Source organism: Agromyces ramosus, assembly GCF_030817175.1.
In the GTDB taxonomy this organism is placed as follows: domain Bacteria; phylum Actinomycetota; class Actinomycetes; order Actinomycetales; family Microbacteriaceae; genus Agromyces; species Agromyces ramosus_A.
On the sequence record NZ_JAUSYY010000001.1, the window covers coordinates 442389 to 467883 of the forward strand.

Consider the following 25495-nt stretch of genomic DNA (forward strand, 5'->3'; position numbering starts at 1 on the left):
GACGGACCGACTGCGGCGGGGTGAGCCGACTCGGGGAGCACGAGCGCCGTCGTGTGCCCGATCGGCGGCCGCAGGGGCGGCCCGACGGGGCGCAGTGGAGCTCGGGGTGGTGCGAGTGCGGAGGCGTGCAGGACGAGGGGCGGCCGCGCGGCGGCCATGCTTAGGGGGATTCATTCAGCGTTACGTATCTCAGCTCGGGGGTAGCGCTGCCTCGCGGGGGTCGAGACAACTCGCCTACCGTACGCATGGAGTCTGAGAGGAACCTCCGTTATTCATCCGTTACCTTGGAGAATGGTGAGAGCGCGTACATGCGGGTACGACGAAGCGGATGCCGCGAGCCTGCGCTCGCGACATCCGCTCACTGTTCTCGACCGGTCGTCAGGCCTGCTTCTTGAGCCGCGAGGTCAGGCGTGCGCGGGCGGTCTGATCGAGTTCGACCTTGCGGATGCGCACAGCCGCCGGTGTGACCTCGACGCACTCGTCTTCGCGGGCGAACTCGAGGCACTCCTCGAGGGAGAGCTGCCGCGAGGGAGTCATCGACTCGAAGGTGTCGGAGGTCGACTGACGCATGTTGGTCAGCTTCTTCTCCTTCGTGATGTTCACGTCCATGTCGTCGTTGCGCGAGTTCTCGCCGATGACCATGCCCTCGTAGACCTCTTCGGTCGGGTTCACGAAGAAGGTCATGCGCTCTTGGAGCGCGATGATCGCGAAGGGCGTCACGACACCCGCGCGGTCGGCGACGATCGAGCCGTTGTTGCGGGTGACGATCTGGCCGGCCCAGGCGTCGTAGCCGTGCGAGATCGCGTTGGCGATGCCGGTGCCGCGCGTCGTGGTCATGAACTCGGTGCGGAAGCCGATGAGCCCGCGGCTCGGCACGATGAACTCCATGCGAACCCAGCCGGTGCCGTGGTTCGCCATGTTGTCCATGCGGCCCTTGCGGGCGGCGAGCAGCTGGGTGATCGCTCCGAGGTACTCTTCGGGCGCGTCGATTGTGAGGTGCTCGTAGGGCTCGTGGGTCTTGCCGTCGACCTGCTTCGTGACCACCTGCGGCTTGCCGACGGTGAGCTCGAAGCCCTCACGGCGCATCTGCTCGACAAGGATGGCGAGCGCGAGCTCACCGCGGCCCTGCACCTCCCACGCGTCGGGCCGGCCGATGTCCAGCACCTTGAGCGACACGTTGCCGACGAGTTCGCGGTCGAGACGGTCCTTCACCATGCGGGCGGTGAGCTTGTGGCCCTTGACCTTGCCGACGAGCGGCGAGGTGTTCGTGCCGATCGTCATGGAGATCGCGGGCTCGTCGACCGCGATGATCGGCAGCGGGCGCACGTCTTCGGGATCGGCGAGCGTGTCGCCGATCATGATGTCCTCGAAGCCGGCGACCACGGCGATGTCGCCCGGACCGGCACTCTCGGCCGGGTACCGGTCGAGGGCCTTCGTCAGGAACAGCTCGGTCACGCGCACGTTCTGCACGGAGCCGTCGTGCTTGACCCAGGCGACCGTCTGGCCCTTCTTGATGGTGCCGTGGAAGACGCGGAGCAGCGCGAGACGACCGAGGAACGGCGACGCGTCGAGGTTCGTGACGTGGGCCTGCAGCGGGTGCTCGTCATCGTAGACGGGAGCGGGGATGTGCTGCAGGATCGCCTCGAACAGCGGCTCGAGGTCGGCGTTGTCGGGCAGCTCGCCGTTGCCGGGCTTGTTGTGGCTCGCGGCGCCGTTGCGGCCGGAGGCGTAGACGACCGGCACGTCGAGGATCGCGTCGAGGTCGAGGTCGGGCACGTCGTCGGACAGGTCGGAGGCGAGGCCGAGCAGGAGGTCCTGGCTCTCGGCGACGACCTCGTCGATGCGCGCGTCGGGGCGGTCGGTCTTGTTGACGAGGAGGATCACCGGCATGCGCGCCTCGAGCGCCTTGCGGAGCACGAAGCGGGTCTGCGGCAGCGGGCCCTCACTCGAATCGACGAGCAGCACCACGCCGTCGACCATCGACAGGCCGCGCTCGACCTCGCCGCCGAAGTCGGCGTGACCCGGGGTGTCGATGACGTTGATCGTGATCGGGCCGTCGGTGGCGTGCACGCCCTTGTACGAGATCGCCGTGTTCTTGGCGAGGATCGTGATGCCCTTCTCGCGCTCGAGCTCGTTCGAGTCCATCGCACGCTCTTCGACGTGGGCGTGCTCGGCGAACGAGTGCGTCTGATTGAGCATCGCGTCGACGAGCGTGGTCTTGCCGTGGTCGACGTGTGCGACGATCGCGACGTTACGCAGGTCGCTGCGGGTGGCGTTCGCCATGGTTCGGTCCTCTGGGCTGGTGGGCTTCACTCGGCGCCCCGGTGCCTGCGGAGGCGGCACGGCGGGAGCGCGGGAAGCGCTTCGGTGAAGGTCTGTGGGAATCGCGCGGCCGAGATCCACGGCACACACCAGAGAAGCTTACCGTGCCGCGCGGGTGTTCGCCTGTGAACGACGAACGCCCGGCCTCCGAGTGGGAGGCCGGGCGTTCGCTTGCTCGTTCGGCTAGGCGCCGAGCTCGATGTTCGCCCCGGGGATCGCCGCGAGCAGATCGCGGGTGTACTGCTCCTGGGGGTCGTCGAACACCTCGTCGGTGGTCGCCTTCTCGACGATCTTGCCTCGCTGCATCACGCAGACGTGGTCGGCGATGACGCGCACCACCGCGAGGTCGTGGGTGATGAAGAGGTACGTCAGCCCGAGCTCGGCCTGGAGGTCGGCGAGCAGGCGCAGGATCTGCGCCTGGACGAGCACGTCGAGGGCGGAGACCGCCTCGTCGAGCACGACGATCTCGGGCTTCAGCGCGAGTGCACGCGCGATCGCGATGCGCTGCCGCTGTCCGCCCGAGAGCTCGTTCGGGTAACGGCCGATGAGCGTGCGCGGCAGCGAGACCTGGTCGAGCAGCTCGAACACCCGCTCGCGGCGCGATGCGCGTGTGCCCACGTTGTGGGTGGACAGCGGCTCGGAGATCGTGTTGCCGATGTTGCGCAACGGGTTCAGCGAGCCATACGGGTCTTGGAAGACGGGCTGCATGCGGCTGCGGAGGTTGAAGAGCTCCTTGCCGGTGACGCTCGCGAGGTCCTTGCCACCGACGACGATCTTGCCGCTGGTCGCTTCCTCGAGCTTCAGCAGCATCTTCGCGACCGTCGACTTGCCGGAACCCGACTCGCCGACGAGCGCCATCGTGGTGCCCTTCGGAATCGAGAACGACACGTCGTCGACCGCGGTGAACTCACCCGAGCCACGGATCTTGAACACCTTCGTCAGGTTCTCGACGACGATCGCGGGCGGGGCGGTGCCCGCGGCGGCAAGCGCCTCGACCCGGGCCTCAGCCGTGGCGATCAGGTCGATCGTGTCTCCTGCGGCGTCGGCGGCGTCGACCGCCATGGACGACTCGGCGGCCGAGATGCTGCCCGACGCCTGGATGCGGCGTGAGGCGAGGCTCGGCGCCGCGGCGACGAGACGCTGCGTGTAGGGGTGCTGCGGGTTCTGCAGGATCTCGGCTGACGGGCCGGACTCGACGATCTTGCCCTTGTACATGACCACGAGCTGCTCGGCACGCTCGGCCGCGAGGCCCAGGTCGTGCGTGATGAAGAGCAGGGTCGTGCCGAGTTCGCGGGTGAGGGACTCGAGGTGATCGAGGATGACGCGCTGCACCGTGACGTCGAGCGCCGAGGTCGGCTCGTCGGCGATGAGGAGCTGCGGGTCGGCCGCGAGTCCCATGCCGATGAGCACGCGCTGGCGCATGCCGCCCGAGAACTGGTGGGGGAACTGCTTCAGCCGCCGGTCGGCGTCTTGGAGGCCGGCCTGCTTCAGCACCTCGATCGCGCGCCGCTTGACCTCCTTGCGACCGGAGGCGATGCCGTTGGCCTTGATGGCCTCCTCGACCTGGAAGCCGATCGACCACACCGGGTTGAGGTTCGACATCGGGTCTTGGGGGACGAAGCCGATCTTGCGACCGCGGATGGCCTCCATGTCGTGCGGCGTGGCCTTGGTGAGGTCTTGGCCGTCGAGGAGGATCTGGCCGCCCGTGATCTTGCCGGTTCCGGGCAGCAGGTTGATGATCGCGTGTGCGGTCGTCGACTTGCCGGAGCCCGACTCTCCCACGATCGCGAGGCTCTGCCCGCGGTAGAGGGTGATGTTGATGCCGTCGACTGCGGTGACGGTCCCCTCTTGGGTGGTGAAGCCGACCTTGAGATCTTTGATCTCGAGGAGCGGGCGCTCCCCTTCGGCTGTCGTGGTTGTCTGCACGTTCGGTCCGTTCGAAATCTCGGTCATCGCTGTGCCCTCGCCTTGGGGTCGAGCGCGTCACGGACGACCTCGCCGAGCATGATGAAGCTCAGCACGGTGACCGACAGTGCGATCGACGGGAGGATGAGCACCTGGGGGGCGGTACGCAGGTCGTTCTGGGCCTGGCTGATGTCGTTGCCCCACGACATGATGTTCGACGGGAGCCCGACGCCGAGGAACGACAGCGTCGCCTCCGCGACGATCGCCGACGCGAGCGAGATCGTCGTGATCACGATCACCGGCGCGATCGAGTTCGGCAGCACGTGCCGGAGCAGGATCCGGAACTGCGAGACGCCGAGCGCGGTCGACGCCATCACGAAGTCCGCGTTCTTGACTCGCAGGATCTCGGCTCTCAGCACGCGCGCTGTGGCTGGCCACGCGAAGATGCCGATTGCAAGGGCGATCACCCACACGCTCGCGTACTGCGAGAACACCGACATGATGACCACGGCGGCGAGGATGTAGGGGATCGAGAAGAAGATGTCGCCGACACGGGAGAGCACCGAGTCGAGCCATCCGCCGTAGAAGCCCGCGAACGCGCCGAACACGATGCCGAGCGTCGCGACGAGCACCGTCACGATGATGCCCACCGACAACGAGGTCGACGTGCCGTGGATGATGCGCGAGTAGATGTCGCAGCCCTGCCTCGTGAAGCCGAGCGGGTGACCCTCGGTGGGCCCGCCATTGCTGTTCGAGAGCTGGCAGTCGTTGTTCGGCAGCACCTGCGTGAAGAGCCCCGGGAAGAGCGCGACGATGACGACGAGCAGGATCATCGCGGAGGAGATCCAGAACATCGGCCGCTTGCGGACGTCTTTCCAGGCGTCGCGCCAGAGATTCGATGGCTTGCCGTCGGCCTTCACCGAGTCGATCGCCACGAGCGGCGTCTCCTCGATGGGGGCGACGTAGTGCTGCTGGTCAGGTCTGACGTTACTTTGCATAGCGGATCCTCGGGTCGAGAACGGCGTACAGGAGATCCACCAGCAGGTTCACCACGAGGTAGATCAGCACCATGACGGTCACGAAGGAGACGACGGTCGGTCCCTCTCCGCGGATGATCGCCTGGTAGAGCGTGCGACCGACACCCGGCACGTTGAAGATGCCCTCGGTGACGGTGGCGCCGACCATCAGGGTGCCGAAGTCGACGGCGAGGTAGGTGACCACGGGGATCAGCGAGTTGCGCAGGATGTGCACGGGGACGATGCGCTTGCGGGAGAGGCCCTTGCTCGCGGCAGTGCGAACGAAGTCCTGGCCTCCGGTATCGATGACTGACGCCCTCGTCAGTCGCATGATCTGGGCGAAGCTGATCGTCGCCAGCACGATCGCCGGCAATATCAGGTCTTGTATCGGTGCCCCGACTCCCACCGTCGTTCTGAACCAGCCGAGCTGGATGCCGAACACCAGCTGGGCGACGAAGGCGATGACGAAGATCGGCAGCGAGATCAGGATGAGGCTCACCACGAGGGCGCTGGCGTCGAAGATGCCGCCCTTGCGGAGTCCGGAGATGAGGCCGATCGTGATGCCGGCGACCATCTCGAAGAAGATCGCGAGCAGCGCGAGCCGCAACGTCACGGGGAACGTCGCTGCGAGGATCTCGGACACCGGCTGACCGGAGAACGACGTTCCGAGGTCACCGCGGAAGATTCCGCCGAGGAAGAGGAAGTACTGCACGATGAAGGGCTTGTCGAGGTTGTACCGCTCCCGCAGTGCCTCGAGCACCCGGTCGGGTGGTGTCTTGTCGCCGAAGAGGGCGAGGATCGGGTCGCCCGGCATGGCGAACACCATGAAGTAGATCAGGAAGGTTGTGCCGAGCAGCACAGGGATCGCCTGCAGCAGTCGGCGCACGATGTAGCCGGACATGGATCAGGCCCCGCGTTTCGTGGTTGATGACATTTTGAAAGAAACCTCACGGTTGGGCGAGTTCTCCACACGATGCTACGCCGATCGGGTTCGCACCGGGGGGATACGTGGGAGTGGGGCGGCAGCCATTCGGCTGCCGCCCCACGGGCGTCTCAGAGTCTAACCCCGAGTCGTCCTCGATCGAGAATTACTCGCTCTTGGTGATGGAGTAGTAGAGCGGCACGCCGTCCCACCCGAACTCGACGTCTTCGACGAGCTCGCTCCATGCGCCGTTCGCGGTGGCGTACCACAGCGGGATGGCGGGGAGGTCCTGGAAGAGGATCTCCTGTGCCTGCTGGAACTTCTCGTTCGCCGTCGCGAGGTCGGTCTCGCCGAGACCCTCTTCGATGAGCGCGTCGAACTCGGGGTTCGAGTAGTCACCGTCGTTCGATCCAGCGTTGGTCACGTAGATCGGGCCGAGGAAGTTGGCGAGTGCCGGGTAGTCGCCCTGCCAGCCGGTGCGGAACGCCGTCTGGATGGTGCGGTCGTCGACCGCGGTGCGGAGTTCGGCGAACGTCGGGTACGGAGCACCCGATGCGTCGATGCCGAGCGCGTTCTTCAGGTTGTTCGCCACAGCGTCGACCCAGGCCTGGTGGCCGCCGTCGGCGTTGTACGCGATCTGGAACGTGCCGCTCCACGGTGAGATGGCGTCGGCCTCGGCCCACAGCTCCTGCGCCTCGGAGTCGTCGAACTCGAGCACGTCGGAACCCGGGATCTCTTCCGAGTAGCCGTCGATGACCGGGGACGTGAAGTCGTGCGCCGGGGTGCGGGTGCCCGAGAAGATCACGTCGGTGATCTCTTCGCGGTTGATCGCCTTGGAGATGGCGGCGCGACGGAGCTGGCCCTCTTCGCCGCTGAAGTGCGGCAGTCGGCCCGGGATCGTGAACGACTGGAAGACGGCAGCACCCTGGTTGACCGAACGGTCGGGGAACTCGTCTTCGTACGTCGCGAGCGCCGAGTCGGGGATCGCGTCGAGCACGTCGAGGTTGCCGCCCTGGAGGTCGGCGTAGGCCGCTTCCTGCGTGGCGTAGAAGACGATGTCGAGCCCGCCGTTGACTGCCTTGCGGGGGCCGTCGTAGTCGGGGTTCACGACGAGGTCGATCTTCTCGTTGTGCTTCCAGGCGCCTTCGCCATCGAGCATGTACGGGCCGTTGCCGATCGGGTTCTCACCGTAGGCGTCGATGTCCTCGTATGCGACCGAGGGCATCGGGTAGAACGCCGAGTAGCCGAGACGCAGCGGGAAGTCGGACTCGGGCTGCGAGAGCTCGACCGTGAAGGTCGTGTCGTCGACGACCTTGAGGCCCGAGAGCTCGGGTGCCGTGGGGTCTTCGTAGCCGGCGATCGACGAGAAGAAGTAGCTGCCGTTCAGGGCCTGCTCTTCGGTCTGCGAGGTGTAGTTCCACGCGTCGACGAAGGACTGGGCCGTGATCTCTTCACCGTTCGTGAAGGTCTCGCCCGACTTGATCTTGATCGTGTAGTTCTGGGCGTCATCGCTGTCGATGGACTCGGCGAGCTCGTTGACCGCAGAGCCGTCGGCCTCGTAGTGGACCAGGCCGGCGAAGATGGCGTTGAGGATCTTGCCGCCACCGGTCTCGTTCGTGATGGCCGGGACCAGCGGGTTCTGGGGCTCAGAGCCGTTCGTGGTGATGACCGCAGTCGAGGCGCCGGCATCGGCCGACGGCGAGGCGCCACCGCTGGTGCAACCGGAGAGCGTGAGGGCTCCCGCAGCTGCAAGAGCAATGGCTGCAACGCCAATTCTCTTGATCTTCAATGTTCCTCCTGGTGAGATGTGCGTCGACAGCGCGACTTCTGGCCGCACTGGAGCGCTGGTAGATCGAGACTATGAATCAGGTCGCCCCGACGCAAACCCCTGAGGAAACCGTTACCGACGCGCAACCTAGCGCGGAAGTCCCCAGCGGATTCCAGCCCGAATACGCAGGATTCTTGCGTCTGAGCGCGCCATGCGAGGATTGCCGCATGCCGTCTGCACGACGCCTGCGAGTCGAGGTCGTGATCGTCCTCGGACTCTCGCTCGGGGCATCCGCCGTCTATTCCATCGTGTCCCTCGTCGCCAAGCTCACCGAGGAACGCGCCCTCGGCGACCAGACGGTGGCGCTGAACCCATCGCGCTCGAGTCGCGAATGGCTCGACTTCACCTACCAGTTCCTCGACGTGTTCTTCGGGCTGTTCGCCGTGGCGCTCGTGCTCTACCTCTTGTGCCAGCCGGGCCGGAGTCCGTTCCGGCGCATCGGCTTCGACCTCACCCGACCGGGCCGTGATGCGGCATCCGGTCTCCTGCTCGTCGCCGCCATCGGCGTACCGGGTCTCGCGCTCTACGCCCTCGGCCGGGCGCTCGGCGTGACCGTCGCGGTGCAGACCTCACCGGACGCCTGGTTCTGGTGGACGGTGCCCGTCCTCGTGTTCAGGGCGCTCGAGGCCGCGCTGACCGAGGAGATCATCGTCGTGGGCTACCTCTTCACCCGCTTCAGGGAACTCGGCGTGGGCCCGTGGGCGACCATCGCGTCGAGTGCCGTGCTGCGCGGCAGCTACCACCTGTACCAGGGCTTCGGCCCATTCGTCGGCAACGTCGCGATGGGTGTCGTGTTCGGGTGGTGCTACCAGCGCTGGGGCCGCACGATGCCGCTCGTCATCGCGCACTGGATCCTCGACATCGTGTCGTTCGTGGGCTACCCGCTCGCCGTGGGCTGGTGGCCCGAGCTCTTCGCGCCGCCCGCGGGTTGAGGCTGCCTCGACGGATGCCGCGGGCGCGGCGTCTGCGGCACGTGCTCGCCGCGCCCGAGCGCGACCACGGTCGCCGGCATCGGGGGCAGCGTCTCCTCGGCGACCTCGACCCGGAGGTCGGAGTCGGTGCCGCGTACCCTGGCCATGTCGAGCCCGCTGCGCCGGCTCGGCGTGCAGATCGGGGAGAACGCCTCGTCACCGAACACGCCACCGCTCGGGAAGTCGCTCAGGAACTGGGCACGCCGGAGCGCCGCAGCGGTGCCGGGGTCGCGCCGCTCGAGCAGGTTGGCACGTTTCTCGAGGCCGAAGCCGCTGCCGGCGAGCATCGACGACCCGACGAAGAGGCCGGCGAACGCGACGGTTCCGAGCACTGCGATGAGATCGACGGAGATCATGCGCACCCCCAAAGACGAGTGAACCTCAGTGTACTCCCGCGGGGCCCGATCGGAATCGGTCCGGCCCCGCGGAAATCCAGGTCACCTCCTCGATCAGCCGCCGACCTTCTCCCCGGCCGGTGTCAGCACCCACCACACGTCGTTGACGCCCTGGCCGTTGGTGTCGCCGGCCCCGCTGTCTCCCGCGAAGTAGTAGAGCGGCCAGCCGTTCAGGGTCACCTGCGTCTCACCGTCGACGCCGGTGATGGTTCCGACCTCGCCGGTCACGCCCTCGACTGCGGGATCCTCCGAATCCGTCGTCACCGCGGGCCAGTTCGTGGCGCACTCCCCCTCACAGGTGCTCGAGTCGCCGCCCTGCGTGTCGTTGTCGAACATGTAGACGGTCATGCCCTCGCCGTCGACGACGATCTCGCCGAGGTCGGAGTCGGCGGTGGTGAGCAGCGCGTCCGACTCCATCGACTCATCGGGCGCGGCAGTCTCCGTGGAGGCGCCACCGTCATCGGCGGGCTCTTCGGCGTTGGGGCTCGAGCATCCGGCCAGTGCGACGACGACCGCCGCTGCGGCCACTGCCGTGATGATGCGAAGCTTCATGGTGCTCCCTCTTCTCCTCTTTCGACCGCACACCGCGGTCGAAGGGAACACGAGGCCGACGCCCGTGCGGTTCACCGCGAGCGGCTAATCGGGGTCGCCGAGCAGGAGCACGTCGCCGCTGCCGAGTGAGCGCACCTCGAGCGTCGCGATGTCCTCGAGTCCCACTGCCGTCGCGGCTGCGAGCCGTGCCGTCTTGCCCGGGCTCGCCCGCCAGCTCGAGACCTCGCTGCGGTTGCCATCCTCGTCGACCACGTACAGGGCGTACGGCCAGCCGCCGTAGGGCACGTCGGATGCCCCGGCCTCGCCGTAGCGGCAGTCGAGCTCGATGCGCGTACCCCAGCCCACGGAGGTGAGCGTCGCCGTCGCCGAGACCGGGACATCCGTCACCGCCTCGAACGCGACCGTCTGTGCGTCTGCTGCCGGGCGGACGAACGCGAGCGGGGCGAAGACCGCCGCGAGCACGACGGCGACGGCGACGGCGGCCATCCCGAGCCGCAGCCGGGTACGGCGGATCCGGCGCCGGCTCGCCTCGTGGCGCATCGCCTGGAGCAGCTCGGGCCGCGGTCCGTGCGGTGCGGCGGCGGACTCGTCGAGGAGCGCCGAGGCCCGCTCGGGCGTCAAGCGCGCGAGCAGCCCGGGAATCGGCGCGAGCTCGGCGATGGAGCGCCGGCACTCGTCGCAGCCCGCGAGGTGTGCTTCGTAGTGGCGCCGCTCGGAGGGTGAGAGCGCACCGAGCACGTAGGCGGAGTCCCATTCGGCGAAGCGCGCGTGATCGGGATTCATCGCGTCACTCCTTTCTCCTGGAATGCCAGGCGGAGGGCGCGAAGCCCGTAGTGGAGGCGGGACTTGACCGTGCCCTCGGGGATGCCGAGCCGACGGGCGACCTCGGCGATACTGCAACCGCCGTAGTAGGCGTGCACGATGACCGATCGGTGCTCCAGGTCGAGCGTCGCGAGCGCCTCCTCGATGAGCAGGCTCTCGAACAGGGCGTCGGTCCCGTCGTCGCGCACGCGCTCGGGCGTCTCGGCCATGCCGATCTCATGGCGCCGCCGTGCGCTGCGGACCTCGTCGATCACGAGGTTCCGCGCGACGGTGAACATCCACGAGCGGGTCGACTCCGGCTCCTGCGCGAGGATGCGCGGCGAGCGCCACGCGCGCAGGAGCGTCTCCTGCACGATGTCGTCGGCGCCGGCCGCGTCACCCGTGAGGTGCACGACATAGCGCCACACCGAGGGCCCGTGAGCATCGTAGAGCGCGACCAATCGGCTGTCGTCGTCTGGCGGCATCCGTCACCTCCTGTCATCACAACGAGATGGTGGGGCATCGGGTTCATTCCGCCGCGACGGTGAACCGGTCGGGCGGCTGCATCGTGTCCTCACCATGGATGCTTCGGACATCGCCGGAGTCGCTGCCGAGGACGTGCTCCAGGTGGCGGGTCTCCCGCTCCACCCGCTCATCGTGCACGCGGTGGTCGTGCTCACACCGCTCACGGTACTCGCGCTGCTCCTCGGCGCATTCTGGCCGGCCGCGCGGCGTCGCCTCGGGATCGTGACGGCGCTCGGGGCACTGATCGTGCTCGTGCTCGTGCCCGTCACGATCGCCGCGGGCGAGTCGCTCGCCGAGCGGATCGGCCCGGTGCCGGCGGTCGAGCGCCACGAGGAGCTCGGCGAGATGCTCCTGCCGTGGGCGATCGCCCTCTTCGTCGGTCGCCGCGGCGCAGTGGGCGTGGTTCCGGTTCGGCGAGACCCGCGTGCGACGGGACTCGCCCGGCGGAGCGCTCGCCGTGGGCATCGGGCTCGCCGTGGCATCCGTCATCGTCGGGGTCGGCACGCTCGTGATGATCGTGCTCGTCGGCGACTCGGGAGCCCGCGCCGTGTGGGGCGGGCTCCTCGGCTGAGGCTCCGGCGCGGCCGAAGGGCCACCGGAGACCCGCTACGCGAACGCCTCCACGGGCGGGCACGCGCACACGAGGTTGCGGTCGCCGTAGGCCTGGTCGATGCGGCGCACGGGCGCCCAGTACTTGTTGCGAACGAGCGAGTGCACGGGGTAGACGGCCTGCTCGCGCGTGTACGGATGCGTCCACTCCCCCGCGATGACCGACTCGGCGGTGTGCGGGGCGTTGCGCAGCGGGTTGTCGTCGGCCGGCCACTCGCCGCGTGCGACCGCGTCGGCCTCACCCTTGATGAGGACCATCGCCTCGATGAACCGGTCGAGCTCGGCGAGGTCTTCGGACTCGGTCGGCTCGACCATGAGCGTGCCCGCGACGGGGAACGACATCGTCGGCGCGTGGAAGCCGTAGTCGACGAGCCGCTTGGCGATGTCGTCGACCGTGATGCCCGTGGCCGCCGTGAGCGGCCGGAGGTCGAGGATGCACTCGTGCGCGACGAGGTGGTTGTCACCCGTGTAGAGCACCGGGAAGTGGTCGCGAAGGCGGGCCGCGACGTAGTTGGCCGAGAGCACGGCGGCGGCGGTCGCCTGCTGCAGTCCCTCTGAGCCCATCATGCGCACGTACGCCCACGAGATCGGCAGGATCGAGGCGCTGCCGTACGGCGCGGCCGACACCGGTCCGCCGTCGTGGGTGACGCCGCCGGAGTGGTCGGCACGCTGGGCGAGCGGATGCCCCGGCAGGAACGGCGCGAGGTGCGCCTTCGCCGCGACCGGGCCGACGCCCGGTCCGCCGCCGCCGTGCGGGATGCAGAACGTCTTGTGCAGGTTCAAGTGCGAGACGTCGCCGCCGAAGTCGCCGAAGCGGGCGTAGCCGAGCAGCGCGTTGAGGTTCGCGCCGTCGACGTACACCTGGCCGCCGGCGTCGTGCACCGCCTGGGTGATCCGGGTCACCTCGTGCTCGTAGACGCCGTGCGTCGACGGGTAGGTGATCATGAGCGCGGCGATGCGGTCGGAGTGCTGGGCGATCTTCGCCCGCAGGTCGTCGAGGTCGACGTTGCCGAGCTCGTCGCACGCGACGACGACGACGCGCATGCCGGCGAGCACGGCGGATGCCGCGTTCGTGCCGTGCGCGCTCGAGGGGATGAGGCACAGGTCGCGGTCGACGTCGCCGTTCGCACGGTGATAGCCGCGGATCGCGAGGAGGCCCGCGAGCTCGCCCTGGCTGCCCGCGTTCGGCTGCAGCGAGACCGTGTCGTAACCCGTGACCTCGGCGAGCCAGCTCTCGAGCTGTTCGATGAGCCCGAGCGTGCCCTCGACGTCGGCCTCGGGCGCGAACGGGTGCAGGTTCGCGAACTCGGGCCACGTGACCGACTGCATCTCGGTGGCCGCGTTGAGCTTCATGGTGCACGAGCCGAGCGGGATCATGCCGCGGTCGAGCGCGTAGTCGCGGTCGGCGAGCTGCTTGAGGTAGCGCATCATCTGCGTCTCGGACTGGTGCGTGTTGAAGACCGGGTGCTCGAGGTACGAGCTCGTGCGGCGGAGTGCGCCCGGAAGGCTCGCGGGCAGCTCGCGAAGCGAGATCGGCACCTCGGTGCGCTCGGGCAGCCCGAACGCCTGCGCGACGAGCGAGAGCTCGGTCTCGGTCGTGGTCTCGTCGACGGCGACGTGCACGGTCGCCTCGCCTGCCTGCCACAGGTTCACGCCGAGCTCGCGGGCGCGCTCGACGACGTTGGCGGCGAGTCCGGGCACGTGGACGCGGATCGTGTCGAAGAACTCGTCGTTCGCGAGGGTCAGGCCGTAGTCGGTGAGCACGGCGGCGAGTGCGTTCGCCTTCGCGGCGGTCGAGAACGCGATGTGACGGATGCCGCGCGGGCCGTGGTACACCGCGTACATCGCTGCCATCACGGCGAGCAGCACCTGCGCGGTGCAGATGTTCGAGGTCGCCTTCTCGCGGCGGATGTGCTGCTCACGCGCCTGCAGGCTGAGGCGGTAGGCGGGATGCCCCGACGCATCCTGCGAGACGCCGACCAGGCGTCCGGGCAGCTGGCGTTCGAGGCCGGCGCGCACGGCCATGTAGCCGGCGTGCGGCCCGCCGAAGCCCATGGGCACGCCGAAGCGCTGGCTCGACCCGACGGCGACGTCGGCGCCCAGCTCGCCCGGGCTCGTGAGCAGCGCCATCGCGAGGAGGTCGGCGGCGGCCACGACGAGCGCGCCCTGCGCCTTCGATGCGGCGATGACGGATGCCGGGTTCCACACGCGCCCCGAGGCGCCGGGGTACTGCACGAAGAGGCCGAAGTGCTCGCCGAGGGCGGCGACATCCGTGCCCTCGTCGAGGGCCGCGACGACGAGCTCGATGCCCACGGCCTCGGCACGCGACTCGAGGAGCGCGTGCGTCTGGGGCAGCGCGTCGGCGTCGACGATGAAGCGGTTCGACGGGGACTTCGAGCCGCGGCGGGCCAGGAGCATCCCCTCGACGACCGCGGTGCCCTCGTCGAGCATCGACGCGTTGGCGGTGTCGAGCCCCGTGAGGTCGGAGACCATCGTCTGGAAGTTGATGAGCGCCTCGAGGCGGCCCTGCGAGATCTCGGGCTGGTAGGGCGTGTACGCGGTGTACCAGCTGGGGTTCTCGAGCACATTGCGCTGGATCACCGCGGGGGTGATCGTGCCCGAGTAGCCGAGGCCGATCATCGAGGTGCGCACGGTGTTCTGCTCGGCGAGTGCCGCGAGCTCGGCGAGCGCCTCGCGCTCGGTCGCCGCCGGTGGGATCGCCGAGTCGAGCACCTCCTGCATGCGGATCGAGGTCGGCACGGCGGCGGTCATGAGCGCGTCGAGCGAGTCGTAGCCGAGTTCGCGGAGCATCCGCTGGTGGTCGTCGGGGCTCGTGCCGATGTGCCGGCGACCGAACGCGTCGAGGTCGAAGGCCGAGGAGGTGGCGGTGCTCATGTGGTTCGTTACTCTCCGACCAGTGCGCGGTACTCGTCGTGCGTGAGGAGCTTGGGCAGTGAGGTGGTGGTGACCTTGATCAGCCAGCCCTCGCCGAAGGGGTCGCTGTTGACGAGCTCGGGCGCGTCGACGACGGCCTGGTTCACCTCGACGACCTCGCCGTTCACGGGCGCGAAGAGCTCACCTACCGACTTCGTCGACTCGATCTCGCCCACGACGTTGCCCTCGGTGACGGCCGTGCCGGGTGCCGGAAGGTCGACGTAGACGACGTCGCCGAGCTTCTCGGCCGCGTAGTCGGTGATGCCGATGGTCACGACGTCGCCGTCGACGCGGAGCCACTCGTGCTCTTCGGTGTACTGCAGGGCGGTCTGGTCGGTCATGATCTCTCCTCGAGTGCGTGCGGTCGTGCGGTCAGCGGTGCAGATGCGCGACGCGGGTCAGGCGTTGCGCTTGTAGAAGGGGAGCTTGACGACGGATGCCGCCACGCGCGAGCCCCGCACGTCGACGAAGAGCTCGCCTTCGGGCTCGGCGGCAGCGGGTGCGACGAGCGCCATCGCCACGGGGTGGCCGAGCGTCGGCGAGAGCGCGCCGCTCGTGATCACGCCGACGCGCTTCGCGCCGGCGCCCTCGCCGTCGTACACCTCGTAGCCGGCGCGGGGTGCGCGACGGCCTTCGGCGGTGAGGCCGACGAGCACCGGGGCATCCGCCGCGGGTCCCTGCTCGATCGCCGCGCGACCGACGAAGTCGCCCTCCTTCGTGAGGGCGACCACGCGGCCGAGGCCCGCCTGCACCGGGAGGATGTCGCGGCTGAGCTCGTGACCGTACAGCGGCATGCCGGCCTCGAGGCGCAACGTGTCACGGCTCGCGAGCCCGGCGGGCACGACGCGCGGGCCGCCGGTCTCGCGGAGGGCGTCCCACAGTGCGGCCGCCCGCTCGGGCGCGACATAGAGCTCGAAGCCGTCTTCGCCGGTGTAGCCGGTGCGCGCGACGAGCACGGGCTCGCCCTCGTACTCGGCGGGAATCGCGCGGTAGTACTTCAGCGCGGCGAGCGCCGTGACGAAGTCGTCGTTGTCGTTGCCCGCGCCCTGGATGCCGAAGCCCGGCGTCTGCTGCAGCACCTCGAGTGCGTCGGGCCCCTGCAGCGCGATGAGCGCGATGTCGTCGCTCTCGTCTTCGACGGCCGTGTCGAAGCCGGCGGCCCGGGAGCGCAGCTCATCGGCGACGACACGGGCGTTCGAGGCGTTCGCCACGACCATGTACCGGTCGTCGCCCGTGCGGTACACGACGAGGTCGTCGATGATGCCGCCGTCTTCGGCGAGGAGCAGCGAGTACTTCGCCTGCCCGACCTCGATCGCCGACAGCTTGCCGGCGAGCGCGAAGTCGAGCGCGGCGGCCGACTCGGGGCCGATGAGCACGATCTCGCCCATGTGGGAGAGGTCGAAGAGGCCGGCCGACTGCCGGACCGCGTGGTGCTCGGCAAGATCGCTCGAGTAGCGCACGGGCATCTGCCAGCCGGCGAAATCGGTGAAGCTCGCTCCTGCGGCGCGGTGCACCGCGTCGAGTGGGCTCAGGCGCTCGGTCGACGTGTCGACGGATGCCTCGGGGCTTGCGCTACCGGGTTCGGGGGTCACGAGAGTTCTCCAGACTGGCTGCCGAAACGAACGGCAAATCGCGAATCGCACGGCGTGTGCCGCGTGGGAACTCCCCCTCTGTCATGAGCCTGAGAGTTTCACGCGGGGACGCGCTTTCACCGTGGGCGGGCTGCCGCGGGCGTGCGGCATCCACTTTTCAGAGCGGCCTCGTCATCGCGGTGTGTGACCTGAGAGATTGGCGGGGAGGCTTGCTCCTTCGGTGCCGGCCACTGCTGCGTGAACAGCACGACCGACTCTCCCGCGACGCGTCGATGGCCCGGTATGAGGTTGTACGGCTGATCCTAGCAGCGGCCGGGCTGCGGCATCCGCTGGTCAGTACTGCGCCCTCTGCGCGGCGCATTGCCTGCACTACCGACCAGCAGACGCAGCGGGTCCCGCGGTCTGTGGATGGATTCGCGAGTGGGCGGCGATCACGCGGCAGGCTGAGGCGATGCGCCGCCCCGCCGACCTGCCGCCTGAGCTCGCGCAACGTGCGGCGTTCGCGGTCGGTGACGCACGTGGCGCGGGCGTCGGACGTGGCCGACTGGCGGCGTCCGACCTGGCGATGCCCTTTCGTGGGAGTCGCATGCCTGCCCGCATCGAGCCGTCGATCCACGACTTGGTGCAGGCATATGCGGTTCGAATGCCCGAGCGCCAGTTCTTCAGCCACTCGACGAGCGCGCTGCTGAACGGCGTGCCATTGCCATTGCACTTGGAACTCGACCGGCGGCTGCACGTGTCGGTGCTCCACGGCGCCCCTCGTCCGCGCGTCCGTGGCGTGATCGGGCATGCGCTGGAACGCTCGCGCACCCAGGTGCTCGAATCCGGTCCGATCCGCATGACGGATGCCGCGACGACGTGGTGCCAGCTCGCACCGATGCTCGACCTCGACGACCTCGTCGCCGCCGGCGACTTCATCATCACCGGCCGGATGCCGGTCGGCGGCCGCAACCCCATGGCGAGCGTCGAACGACTCCGTGCCGCGGCCGAGCTGCATCGTGGCAGCGTCGGCGCCGCCCGCCTCCGCGAAGCGCTCGAGCTGATCCGGTACGGACCGTTGTCGCGCCGCGAGTCGCGCCTGCGACTCCGCATGATTCGAGCCGGCCTACCGCAGCCCGCGATCAACTACACGGTGCGCGATGCGCGGCTCCTCGGATGGGAGCCGATGCTCGACCTCGCGTATCCCCGGTTCCGCGTCGGCATCGAGTACGAGGGCGACCACCACCGCGACCCGAAGCAGTTCCGGGTCGACGTGAGCAGGTACGAGCGTCTGTACGACGTCGGGTGGCTCACGGTGCGGGTGACCGCCGACGACCTCCCCGAGCACCGCACCGATGCGGCATCCGACGCCCTGGTCACCCGCATCGATGCGCGCCTTCGCTCGCGAGGCTGGGATGGCTCGCCTGCTGGTCGGTAATGCAGGGAATGCATGACCCGAAGGGCGCTCTACTGACCAGCAGACCGGCGGGCACCAGCAGCCGCGTCATCCGATTGGTGTTCAGGTCATTGTGACTGTAAGCTGATCCCGGCACTTCGAGTCATTCTGACTCTGAGCATCGGAGGTGAGCGGATGTCCCAGCAGTCGAGCGTGAGCGCGCAGGCCCGCCTCGCGGTCTCCACCGTGATCTTCGCGCTCAGTCCCGACACCGGCGCCGCCGCGCCGAGCCTCCGCCTCCCGCTCGTGCGCCGACTCCGTGAGCCGGGCGCCGGCCGGTGGGCGCTGCCCGGCGGCTGGCTGCCGGTCGACGAGGGCCTCGACGAGGCGGCGGCCCGCACCCTGCACGAGACCACCGGCCTCGCCCCGAACTACCTCGAGCAGCTCTACACATTCGGCGCGCCCGACCGCTCCCCCGGCGAACGGGTCGTCTCGGTTGTCTACTTCGCGCTCGTGCACTCCGACGAGGTCGAGCGCGCGGTCTCCGACGAGAACGTGTGCTGGTTCGACGAAGACCACCTGCCCGAGCTCGCGTTCGACCACCGCGACATCATCGACTACGCGCTGCTGCGCCTCCGCACGAAGCTCGAGTACTCGCGCATCGCGCACGAGTTCCTCGGCGAGACGTTCACGATGGCCGAGCTGCGCGGGGTGCACGAGGCGGTGCTGCGCAAGCGCGTCGACCCTGCGAACTTCCGTCGCACGATCGAGGCGTCCGGCACGCTCGTCGACACCGGCGAGCGACTCGCGGGCACCCCGCACCGGCCTCCCGCCCTCTACCGCTTCGACACCTCCGCCGACCCGGTCACCCCCGACCGGATCCTTCCCCTCTCGAGGATGAGCTCATGACGATCGCACCCGCCCCGGCACCCGCCCGCGACACCGCGCGAACGCGCGCCGCGGCATCCGTCGACCGCAGCATCCGCCTCATCACGAGCGGAGCCGCCGCCGGCGAGGCCTGTGCGCCCGAACTCGCGAAGGGCCCGTGGGAGTTCGACGGCGGCCCCGCGAGCTATGGGCCCGGCTCCTCGATGGGCGACGTGATCCCCACGGGCTCACCGCGCCAGGGCGCGCTGCCCGAGGCCTACCGCACGGCGTCGAACGAGGAGCTGCACGAGCGCATCCGCGCGGCGAAGGCGACCCTCGGCGACCATGTCGTGGTGCTCGGGCACTTCTACCAGCGCGACGAGGTCATCGAGCACGCCGACTTCGTGGGCGACTCGTTCCAGCTCGCGAACGCGGCGCTGAGCCGGCCCGACGCCGAGGCCATCGTCTTCTGCGGCGTGCACTTCATGGCCGAGACCGCCGACCTGCTCTCGGCCCCTGAGCAGGCCGTGATCCTGCCCAACCTCGCCGCGGGCTGCTCGATGGCCGACATGGCCGACGAGTCGAGCGTCGAGGAGTGCTGGGAGCAGCTCGAGGAGGTCTACGGCGACCTCGCGGCGGTCGGCGCCGACGGTCGCGTGCCCGTCATCCCGGTCACCTACATGAACTCGTCGGCCGCGCTCAAGGGCTTCGTCGGCCGGCACGGCGGCATCGTGTGTACCTCGTCGAACGCGAAGACCGTGCTCGAGTGGGCCTTCGAGCGCGGGCAGCGTGTGCTGTTCTTCCCCGACCAGCACCTCGGCCGCAATACCGCGAAGGCCATGGGCGTGCCGCTCGAGCAGATGCCGATGTGGAACCCGCGCAAGGCGCTCGGCGGCAGCACCCCCGCTGAGCTCGCCGACGCCCGGGTCATCCTGTGGCACGGCTTCTGCTCGGTGCACAAGCGCTTCACGGTCGACCAGATCGCCGCGGCCCGTGAGACCCACCCGGGCGTCCAGGTCATCGTGCACCCCGAATGCCCCATGCCCGTCGTCGACGCAGCGGATGCCGCCGGATCGACGGACTTCATCGTGAAGGCCATCCAGGCGGCGCCCGCGGGCTCGACGTTTGCGATCGGCACCGAGATCAACCTCGTGCAGCGCCTCGCCGCCGAGTACCCGCAGCACACGATCTTCTGCCTCGACCCCGTGGTCTGCCCGTGCTCGACGATGTACCGCATCCACCCCGGCTATCTCGCGTGGGTGCTGGAAGAGCTCGTCGCCGGCCGCGTCGTCAACCGCATCACGGTGCCCGACACGGTCGCCGACCCCGCCCGCCTCGCCCTCGAGCGGATGCTCGCGGCGAAGCCGCCCGAGGCACCCGTGCCGGCACCCGCGGCAGGAGTCTGACCCATGGCGCACGTGCTCGTCGTCGGGGGCGGCATCGCGGGCCTCTGGACCGCGGTGCGGGCGACGGATGCCGGGCACACCGTCGAGCTCGTCACGAAGGCCGAGCTCGACGAGGGCAACACCCGCTACGCGCAGGGCGGCATCGCCGCGGCGCTCTTCCCCGACGACTCGGCCGCACGCCACGCCGCCGACACGATCGCGGCAGGAGCCGGCCTCGCCGACCCAGGCGCGGTGCGGGTGCTCTGCGACGAGGGGCCGGCGCGCGTGCGCGACCTCATCCGCTTCGGCGTCGCCTTCGACCGCGGCGAATCGGGGCTCGAGCGCGGGCTCGAGGCCGCGCACTCGCGTCCGCGCATCCTGCATGCCGGCGGCGATGCGACCGGTGCGGCGATCCAGGCGGCACTCGTCGCGACCGTGCGGCGGCGCGCCGTGCACATCGACGAGGGTGCGATGCTGGTCGACCTCGTCGTCGAGGGCGGCCGGGTCGCGGGCGCACGCGTGCTCGAGGCATCCGGAGCCATCACCGTGCGCCGTGCCGACGCGGTCGTGCTCGCTACCGGCGGGAGCGGATGCCTCTCCCGGTATACGACGAATCCCGCCGTCGCGACGGGCGACGGCATCGCCGCGGCCTGGCGGGCGGGGGCGCAGCTCGCCGACCTCGAGTTCACGCAGTTCCACCCGACGGCGCTCGCTGCGCCGGGCACGCCGCTCATCTCCGAGGCGGTGCGCGGAGAGGGGGCGGTGCTGCGCGACGCGCACGGACGGCGATTCATGTTCGATGTCGATCCGCGCGGCGAGCTCGCACCCCGCGACGTCGTCGCCCGCGCGGTCTGGCGGCAGGCCATCGCTCAGGGCGGGGCGCCTGTGCTGCTCGACGCGACGGCACTCGGTCGCGAGCACCTCGCCCGCCGGTTCCCGGGGCTCGACGCCGCGTGTCGCGCCGCCGGTTTCGATTGGGCGAACGAGGCGGTGCCCGTGACGCCCGCCGCCCACTACGGCATGGGAGGCGTGGTGACCGACCTCGACGGACGCACGAGCCTTCCGGGCCTGTTCGCCGTCGGCGAGGTCGCCCGCACCGGCGTGCACGGGGCGAACCGCCTCGCGTCGAACTCGCTGCTCGAGGCGGCGGTCTTCGCCGACCGTGCCGCCCGGGCGCTCGGCGTCGCGCCCGCGGCGACCGCCCCGTCTGCCGTGACCACCGCGTCCGCCGCGACGGTCGTCACCACCGTTGTCCTCACCGCACGCGGGCAGCTGGTCGAACGAGCGGCGCTGCAAACCCTCATGTGGCAGCACGTCGGGCTCGAGCGCGACGAGGCGGGGCTCACCGAGGCATCCGCCACGCTCTCGTCCTGGCGCTCGCCGGAGCCACTCGATCGGCGCTCCGCCGAAGACCGCAACCTCCTCGACCTCGCCCGGCTCACCGTCGACGCGGCCCTCGCACGGCGCGAGAGCCTGGGTGCCCACTTCCGCAGCGACGACCCGCTCGCCGCAGCCCGCCATGCCGAGGAGGCAGCCTGATGACCGACGCCCGCGAGATCGACCGCATCGTCGGAGCCGCCCTCGATGAGGATGCGCCGTGGGGGGACCTCACGTCCGAGACGCTCATCCCGGTGCGCGCCGCCGCGACGGCCGAGCTGGTCGCCCGTGAGGGCGGAGTGCTGAGCGGCCTGGAGGTGTTCGCCGCGGCGTTCCGCCTCGTCGACCCTGCCATCTCGATCGAGCGCCTCGCCGGCGACGGCGACCACTTCGTCGCCGGTGACGTGCTCGCACGGGTGAGCGGGCCGGCACGCGGCATCCTGCGCGCCGAACGCGTCGGACTCAACCTCGTGCAGCGGATGTCGGGCATCGCCACCCTCACCGCACGCTACGTGGGCGCGACCGCTGGCACCCCGGCGCGCATCGTCGACACCCGCAAGACCACCCCTGGGCTTCGCAGCCTCGAGCGCCAGGCCGTGCGCGACGGGGGCGGGCGCAACCACCGCCGCTCGCTCTCCGACGCGGTGATGGCGAAGGACAACCACCTCGCGGTGCTCACCGCCGGCGGCCAGGATCTCGCCGAGGCGCTCCGCGCAGCACGCGAGCGGATGCCGCACACGGCGCACCTCGAGGTCGAGGTCGACCGCATCGACCAGATCGAGCCGGTGCTCGCGGGCGGCGCCGACACCGTCATGCTCGACAACTTCTCGGTCGACGAACTGCGTGCCGGCGTCGCCCTCATCGCCGGGCGCGCCATCGTCGAGGCATCGGGGGGCGTCTCGCTCGAGACGGTCGCGGCGATCGCCTCGACGGGCGTCGACGTCATCTCGGTGGGCGCGCTCACGCACTCGGTGCGGTCGCTCGACCTCGGGCTCGACATCGCCGTCGGCACTGGCGCGACGTCGGCGCCCGGCAGGGCGGGGCATCCGTGATCTTCCTCGACCACGCCGCGACGACGCCCGTGCGCCGGGAGGCGCTCGAGGCCATGTGGCCGTTCCTCACGGGGGCGTTCGGCAACCCGTCGAGCCGGCACGGGCTCGGCGACGAGGCCGCCCGCGCACTCGCGGCAGCCCGCGCCGAGGTCGCCGCCGTGGTGGGCTGCCGTCCGGGCGACGTCGTCTTCACGAGCGGCGGCACCGAGGCCGACAACCTCGCCGTGAAGGGACTCGCTCTCGCGAACCCGCGCGGCCGGCACCTCGTGATCTCGCCGATCGAGCACGAGGCGGTGCTCGAGTCCGCCCACCACCTCTCGCGACAGCACGGATTCGAGATCTCGGAGGTCGCCGTCGACGCGGGCGGGGTGGTCGAGGCCGACGCACTCGCCAGGGTCCTCCGGCCGGACACGACCCTCGTCTCGGTGCAGCTCGCGAACAACGAGATCGGCACGGTGCAGCCGGTCGCGGATCTCGCGGCGCTCGCGCACGCACACGGCGCGCTCATGCACAGCGACGCCGTGCAGGCCGCCGGATGGCTCTCGCTCTCGATCGACGAGCTCGGCGTCGACGCGCTCTCGCTCGCAGGGCACAAGGTCGGCGCGCCGAAGGGCACCGGGGCGCTCATCGTGCGCGGACGGCTGCAGCTCGAGCCGGTGCTGCACGGAGGCGGTCAGGAGCGCGGGCGACGCTCGGGCACCGAGAACGTCGCAGGAGCCGTCGCGTTCGCTACGGCGCTCCGGCTCGCCGAGGCGGAGCGGGCGGATGTCGCGCCGCGCGTCGCCGCGCTCGGCGCCGACCTCGCGGCGCGCGTCGTCGACACCGTGCCCGGCGCGCGCCTCACCGGCGACCCCGCACGACGCCTTCCCGGCACGGTCTCGTTCGTGTTCCCCGGCACGAGCGGAGAAGCGGTGCTGCTCGAGCTCGAGCGCGACGGCGTCGTCTGCTCGAGCGGGTCCGCGTGCGCGGCCGGGAGCGACGAGCCGTCGCACGTGCTCACGGCGATCGGCCTGCCGGCCGAGCTCGCGCAGACCGCGGTGCGGTTCACCCTCGGCGGCGAGACGACGGCCGACGAGATCGCGGATGCCGCGGCATCCGTCGCCAGGGCGGTGTCGGCGGTGCGCGATATCGTGGAATCATGAGCGATTCGACACCAACCCCAGCAGACGACGAGCTCGACCGCCGGGTCGAAGAAGAGCTCGCCCCTGAAGAAGAGCTGCTCCGCGAGTGGCTCCCCGAGGCTGAGCCGACCGACGGGCCTGCTCCGGCCCCGTAGAGCACGCCGCGACCCGATCCGCGCCGACGCCACCCCCTGCCGGCGACTGCGCCTTCGAAGCAATTTTCCATGCATTGCGATCCATCTCCGGATCGGGGAATAGTTCGTCTCCCGCCGCCTGTTGACCAAGCTATTCGACGCAAATCCCGGCGCAGCTGTGCGCCGAAATCGATTGGAAGCAATTTCCGTGACCGAACGCGCCGTTCCCGATCTCAACGACTCCGTCGCAGCGCCGGCCTCCGGGCCGCCCCCCGGCGACACCACCATGCACGAGCACTCCGACATCGAGGCGCTGCACGGCGCCCGCAACAACCGGGTGATCTGGCTCCTCCTCGCCTCGTCCTTCGTCGTCATCCTCAACGAGACGATCATGGGCGTGGCGATCCCCCATCTCGTCGTCGACCTCGACATCTCCGTCTCCGCGGCGCAGTGGCTCACCACCGCGTTCATGCTCACCATGGCCGTCGTGATCCCGATCACCGGCTTCCTGCTCCAGCGCTTCGCCACGCGGCCCATCTTCATCGCCGCGATGAGCCTCTTCTCGACCGGCACGCTCATCGCGGCGCTCGCCCCGGGCTTCGAGATGCTCCTGCTCGCCCGCGTGGTGCAGGCGAGCGGCACGGCGATCATGATGCCGTTGCTCATGACGACGCTCATGACCCTCGTCGCGCCGAGCGACCGTGGGCGGCTCATGGGCCGGGTCTCGATCGTCATGTCGGTCGCACCCGCGATCGGCCCGACGATCTCGGGCCTCATCCTGAACTACCTCAGCTGGCGGTTCATGTTCTGGCTCGTGCTGCCGATCGCGCTCACGATGCTCATCATCGGCATCCGCCGCGTCGAGAACGTGAGCGAGCCGCGCGTCATCCCCATCGACGTATTCTCGGTCGTGCTCTCGGCCTTCGGCTTCGGCGGCATCGTCTACGGCCTCAGCCTCATCGGCGGCGAAGCCGGCGGCGGTGGCGCGGGCGCGGCGCCGATGTTCATCGCGTTCGCCGTCGGCGCCATCGGCGTGGGCGCGTTCATCTGGCGACAGCTCGCGCTGCAGTCCTCCGACCGCGCACTCCTCGACCTGCGCACGTTCCGGTCGGGCAACTTCGCGATCTCGGTCGGCCTCATGACGATCATGATGGCCGCGCTCTTCGGCACGATCATCCTGCTGCCGATCTACTTGCAGAACGTGCTGCACCTCGAGCCGATCGCCACGGGGCTCCTGCTGCTGCCCGGCGGTCTCACGATGGGCCTGCTCGGGCCGACGGTCGGCCGCCTGTTCGACCGCTTCGGGCCGACCCCGCTGCTCATCCCCGGTGCCATCGTCGTCAGCGGTGTGCTCTGGTCGCTCACGATGGTGACCGAGCAGACGTCGCCGTGGCTGCTGCTGATCGCGCACGTCGTGCTCTCCGCCGGCCTGGCCCTTCATGTTCACGCCGCTGTTCACCTCAGCGCTCGGCTCCGTCGAGCCGCGCTTCTACTCGCACGGCTCGGCGATCGTCGGCACTGTGCAGCAGGTCGCGGGTGCCGCGGGCACGGCGCTGTTCGTGACGATCATGGCCGCCCAGTCGCTGAGTGTCGCGACCACCACCGGCGCCTCCGCCGAGGTCGCGACAGCGGCCGGCATCAGGGCGGCGTTCCTCGTCGGCGCGATCCTCTCGATCGGCGCGATCGTCGGCGCGTTCTTCGTGCGCAAGCCCGCCGACATGATGGAGGGCCCGCGCTCCGACGCCGCGCTCGAGGCCGCAGCGTCCGAGGTCTGAACCACGCTCGAACACGAAGGGCCCGGCATCGTGCCGG

The 25495-nt window shown here is 69.8% G+C and carries 20 protein-coding genes, 2 pseudogenes and 1 riboswitch; of the genes and pseudogenes, 10 read left to right on the top strand and 12 right to left on the bottom strand.

What is annotated here, in order from left to right; translation table 11 throughout:
- Positions 1-378 precede the first annotated feature (378 nt).
- The 5 genes from typA to QFZ26_RS02095 form a co-directional block, all read right to left on the bottom strand.
- Positions 379-2283, bottom strand: coding sequence for a translational GTPase TypA (typA, locus tag QFZ26_RS02075; protein WP_307038820.1), 1905 nt, complete (start codon positions 2281-2283; stop codon positions 379-381).
- Positions 2284-2505: 222 nt separating this feature from the next.
- Positions 2506-4275: a dipeptide ABC transporter ATP-binding protein gene (locus QFZ26_RS02080; protein ID WP_307038821.1), complete on the bottom strand. Its 1770-nt coding sequence runs from the start codon at positions 4273-4275 to the stop codon at positions 2506-2508.
- Positions 4272-5225: an ABC transporter permease gene (locus QFZ26_RS02085; protein ID WP_307038822.1), complete on the bottom strand. Its 954-nt coding sequence runs from the start codon at positions 5223-5225 to the stop codon at positions 4272-4274. Before QFZ26_RS02085 ends, QFZ26_RS02080 begins: the two co-directional genes overlap by 4 nt.
- On the bottom strand, positions 5215-6144 hold the full coding sequence (locus tag QFZ26_RS02090; RefSeq protein ID WP_307038823.1) for an ABC transporter permease: 930 nt from the start codon (positions 6142-6144) through the stop codon (positions 5215-5217). Before QFZ26_RS02090 ends, QFZ26_RS02085 begins: the two co-directional genes overlap by 11 nt.
- Positions 6145-6331: 187 nt before the next feature.
- A complete protein-coding gene (locus QFZ26_RS02095) occupies positions 6332-7954 on the bottom strand; it encodes a peptide ABC transporter substrate-binding protein (RefSeq protein WP_307038824.1) in 1623 nt (540 codons plus the stop codon).
- Between the two features lie 206 nt (positions 7955-8160).
- Between QFZ26_RS02095 and QFZ26_RS02100 the strand changes: the two genes are divergently transcribed.
- A complete protein-coding gene (locus QFZ26_RS02100) occupies positions 8161-8925 on the top strand; it encodes a CPBP family intramembrane glutamic endopeptidase (protein ID WP_307038825.1) in 765 nt (254 codons plus the stop codon).
- On the opposite strand, the gene QFZ26_RS02105 is transcribed toward QFZ26_RS02100, so the two are convergent.
- The 4 genes from QFZ26_RS02105 to QFZ26_RS02120 all read right to left on the bottom strand — a co-directional run bounded on the left by QFZ26_RS02105 (position 8871) and on the right by QFZ26_RS02120 (position 11197).
- Positions 8871-9320, bottom strand: a complete 450-nt coding sequence (locus tag QFZ26_RS02105; protein WP_307038826.1) for a hypothetical protein — start codon at positions 9318-9320, stop codon at positions 8871-8873. The genes QFZ26_RS02100 and QFZ26_RS02105 overlap by 55 nt on opposite strands.
- Positions 9321-9413: 93 nt before the next feature.
- Complete coding sequence (locus tag QFZ26_RS02110) at positions 9414-9911, bottom strand: COG4315 family predicted lipoprotein (RefSeq protein WP_307038827.1); 498 nt, start codon at positions 9909-9911, stop codon at positions 9414-9416.
- 84 nt (positions 9912-9995) lie between these two features.
- On the bottom strand, positions 9996-10694 hold the full coding sequence (locus QFZ26_RS02115) for an anti-sigma factor family protein (protein WP_307038828.1): 699 nt from the start codon (positions 10692-10694) through the stop codon (positions 9996-9998).
- The gene (locus tag QFZ26_RS02120; RefSeq protein WP_307038829.1) at positions 10691-11197 is read right to left on the bottom strand and encodes a sigma-70 family RNA polymerase sigma factor; all 507 of its coding nucleotides are present in this window, start codon (positions 11195-11197) and stop codon (positions 10691-10693) included. The genes QFZ26_RS02115 and QFZ26_RS02120 overlap by 4 nt, the downstream gene beginning before the upstream one ends.
- 94 nt (positions 11198-11291) lie before the next feature.
- Here QFZ26_RS02120 and QFZ26_RS02125 point away from each other — a divergent pair.
- Positions 11292-11567: pseudogene (locus QFZ26_RS02125) on the top strand (DUF2231 domain-containing protein); the annotation flags it as partial.
- Positions 11568-11843: 276 nt separating this feature from the next.
- Here QFZ26_RS02125 and gcvP read toward each other — a convergent pair.
- The 3 genes from gcvP to gcvT are packed head-to-tail and all read right to left on the bottom strand — an operon-like array spanning position 11844 to position 16372.
- Positions 11844-14741: an aminomethyl-transferring glycine dehydrogenase gene (gene gcvP, locus QFZ26_RS02130; protein ID WP_307038830.1), complete on the bottom strand. Its 2898-nt coding sequence runs from the start codon at positions 14739-14741 to the stop codon at positions 11844-11846.
- 8 nt (positions 14742-14749) lie between these two features.
- Entirely contained in the window at positions 14750-15121 is a 372-nt protein-coding gene (gene gcvH, locus QFZ26_RS02135) for a glycine cleavage system protein GcvH (protein WP_307038831.1), read from the bottom strand.
- Positions 15122-15178: 57 nt separating this feature from the next.
- On the bottom strand, positions 15179-16372 hold the full coding sequence (gcvT, locus tag QFZ26_RS02140; RefSeq protein WP_373460668.1) for a glycine cleavage system aminomethyltransferase GcvT: 1194 nt from the start codon (positions 16370-16372) through the stop codon (positions 15179-15181).
- Positions 16373-16539: 167 nt separating this feature from the next.
- Positions 16540-16644, bottom strand: a riboswitch (glycine riboswitch).
- A 179-nt stretch (positions 16645-16823) separates the two neighbouring features.
- Between gcvT and QFZ26_RS02145 the strand changes: the two genes are divergently transcribed.
- The 8 genes and pseudogenes from QFZ26_RS02145 to QFZ26_RS02180 all read left to right on the top strand — a co-directional run bounded on the left by QFZ26_RS02145 (position 16824) and on the right by QFZ26_RS02180 (position 25458).
- Positions 16824-17789: a hypothetical protein gene (locus QFZ26_RS02145; RefSeq protein ID WP_307038832.1), complete on the top strand. Its 966-nt coding sequence runs from the start codon at positions 16824-16826 to the stop codon at positions 17787-17789.
- A 153-nt stretch (positions 17790-17942) separates the two neighbouring features.
- A complete protein-coding gene (locus tag QFZ26_RS02150) occupies positions 17943-18656 on the top strand; it encodes an NUDIX hydrolase (protein ID WP_307038833.1) in 714 nt (237 codons plus the stop codon).
- The gene (gene nadA, locus QFZ26_RS02155) at positions 18653-20020 is read left to right on the top strand and encodes a quinolinate synthase NadA (protein ID WP_307038834.1); all 1368 of its coding nucleotides are present in this window, start codon (positions 18653-18655) and stop codon (positions 20018-20020) included. The genes QFZ26_RS02150 and nadA overlap by 4 nt, the downstream gene beginning before the upstream one ends.
- Positions 20021-20023: 3 nt before the next feature.
- Positions 20024-21538 (top strand): L-aspartate oxidase, encoded by a 1515-nt coding sequence (gene nadB / locus QFZ26_RS02160; protein WP_307038835.1) that lies wholly within the window; start codon positions 20024-20026, stop codon positions 21536-21538.
- Positions 21538-22428 carry a carboxylating nicotinate-nucleotide diphosphorylase gene (gene nadC / locus QFZ26_RS02165; protein WP_307038836.1) on the top strand — a complete coding sequence of 297 codons (891 nt, stop codon included), beginning with the start codon at positions 21538-21540 and terminating at the stop codon, positions 22426-22428. Before nadB ends, nadC begins: the two co-directional genes overlap by 1 nt.
- Positions 22425-23570 carry a cysteine desulfurase family protein gene (locus QFZ26_RS02170; protein WP_307038837.1) on the top strand — a complete coding sequence of 382 codons (1146 nt, stop codon included), beginning with the start codon at positions 22425-22427 and terminating at the stop codon, positions 23568-23570. Before nadC ends, QFZ26_RS02170 begins: the two co-directional genes overlap by 4 nt.
- Complete coding sequence (locus QFZ26_RS02175) at positions 23567-23704, top strand: hypothetical protein (RefSeq protein ID WP_307038838.1); 138 nt, start codon at positions 23567-23569, stop codon at positions 23702-23704. Before QFZ26_RS02170 ends, QFZ26_RS02175 begins: the two co-directional genes overlap by 4 nt.
- Before the next feature lie 265 nt (positions 23705-23969).
- Positions 23970-25458, top strand: a pseudogene (locus tag QFZ26_RS02180) (DHA2 family efflux MFS transporter permease subunit).
- Positions 25459-25495: the final 37 nt, after the last annotated feature.

Coding starts and splice junctions, on each gene's coding strand:
- typA (WP_307038820.1), bottom strand. CDS start 2,283: ATGGCGAACGCCACCCGCAGCGACCTGCGTAACGTCGCGATCGTCGCA.
- QFZ26_RS02080 (WP_307038821.1), bottom strand. CDS start 4,275: ATGACCGAGATTTCGAACGGACCGAACGTGCAGACAACCACGACAGCC.
- QFZ26_RS02085 (WP_307038822.1), bottom strand. CDS start 5,225: ATGCAAAGTAACGTCAGACCTGACCAGCAGCACTACGTCGCCCCCATC.
- QFZ26_RS02090 (WP_307038823.1), bottom strand. CDS start 6,144: ATGTCCGGCTACATCGTGCGCCGACTGCTGCAGGCGATCCCTGTGCTG.
- QFZ26_RS02100 (WP_307038825.1), top strand. CDS start 8,161: ATGCCGTCTGCACGACGCCTGCGAGTCGAGGTCGTGATCGTCCTCGGA.
- QFZ26_RS02105 (WP_307038826.1), bottom strand. CDS start 9,320: ATGATCTCCGTCGATCTCATCGCAGTGCTCGGAACCGTCGCGTTCGCC.
- QFZ26_RS02110 (WP_307038827.1), bottom strand. CDS start 9,911: ATGAAGCTTCGCATCATCACGGCAGTGGCCGCAGCGGCGGTCGTCGTC.
- QFZ26_RS02115 (WP_307038828.1), bottom strand. CDS start 10,694: ATGAATCCCGATCACGCGCGCTTCGCCGAATGGGACTCCGCCTACGTG.
- QFZ26_RS02120 (WP_307038829.1), bottom strand. CDS start 11,197: ATGCCGCCAGACGACGACAGCCGATTGGTCGCGCTCTACGATGCTCAC.
- gcvP (WP_307038830.1), bottom strand. CDS start 14,741: ATGAGCACCGCCACCTCCTCGGCCTTCGACCTCGACGCGTTCGGTCGC.
- gcvH (WP_307038831.1), bottom strand. CDS start 15,121: ATGACCGACCAGACCGCCCTGCAGTACACCGAAGAGCACGAGTGGCTC.
- QFZ26_RS02145 (WP_307038832.1), top strand. CDS start 16,824: ATGCGCCGCCCCGCCGACCTGCCGCCTGAGCTCGCGCAACGTGCGGCG.
- QFZ26_RS02150 (WP_307038833.1), top strand. CDS start 17,943: ATGTCCCAGCAGTCGAGCGTGAGCGCGCAGGCCCGCCTCGCGGTCTCC.
- nadA (WP_307038834.1), top strand. CDS start 18,653: ATGACGATCGCACCCGCCCCGGCACCCGCCCGCGACACCGCGCGAACG.
- nadB (WP_307038835.1), top strand. CDS start 20,024: ATGGCGCACGTGCTCGTCGTCGGGGGCGGCATCGCGGGCCTCTGGACC.
- nadC (WP_307038836.1), top strand. CDS start 21,538: ATGACCGACGCCCGCGAGATCGACCGCATCGTCGGAGCCGCCCTCGAT.
- QFZ26_RS02175 (WP_307038838.1), top strand. CDS start 23,567: ATGAGCGATTCGACACCAACCCCAGCAGACGACGAGCTCGACCGCCGG.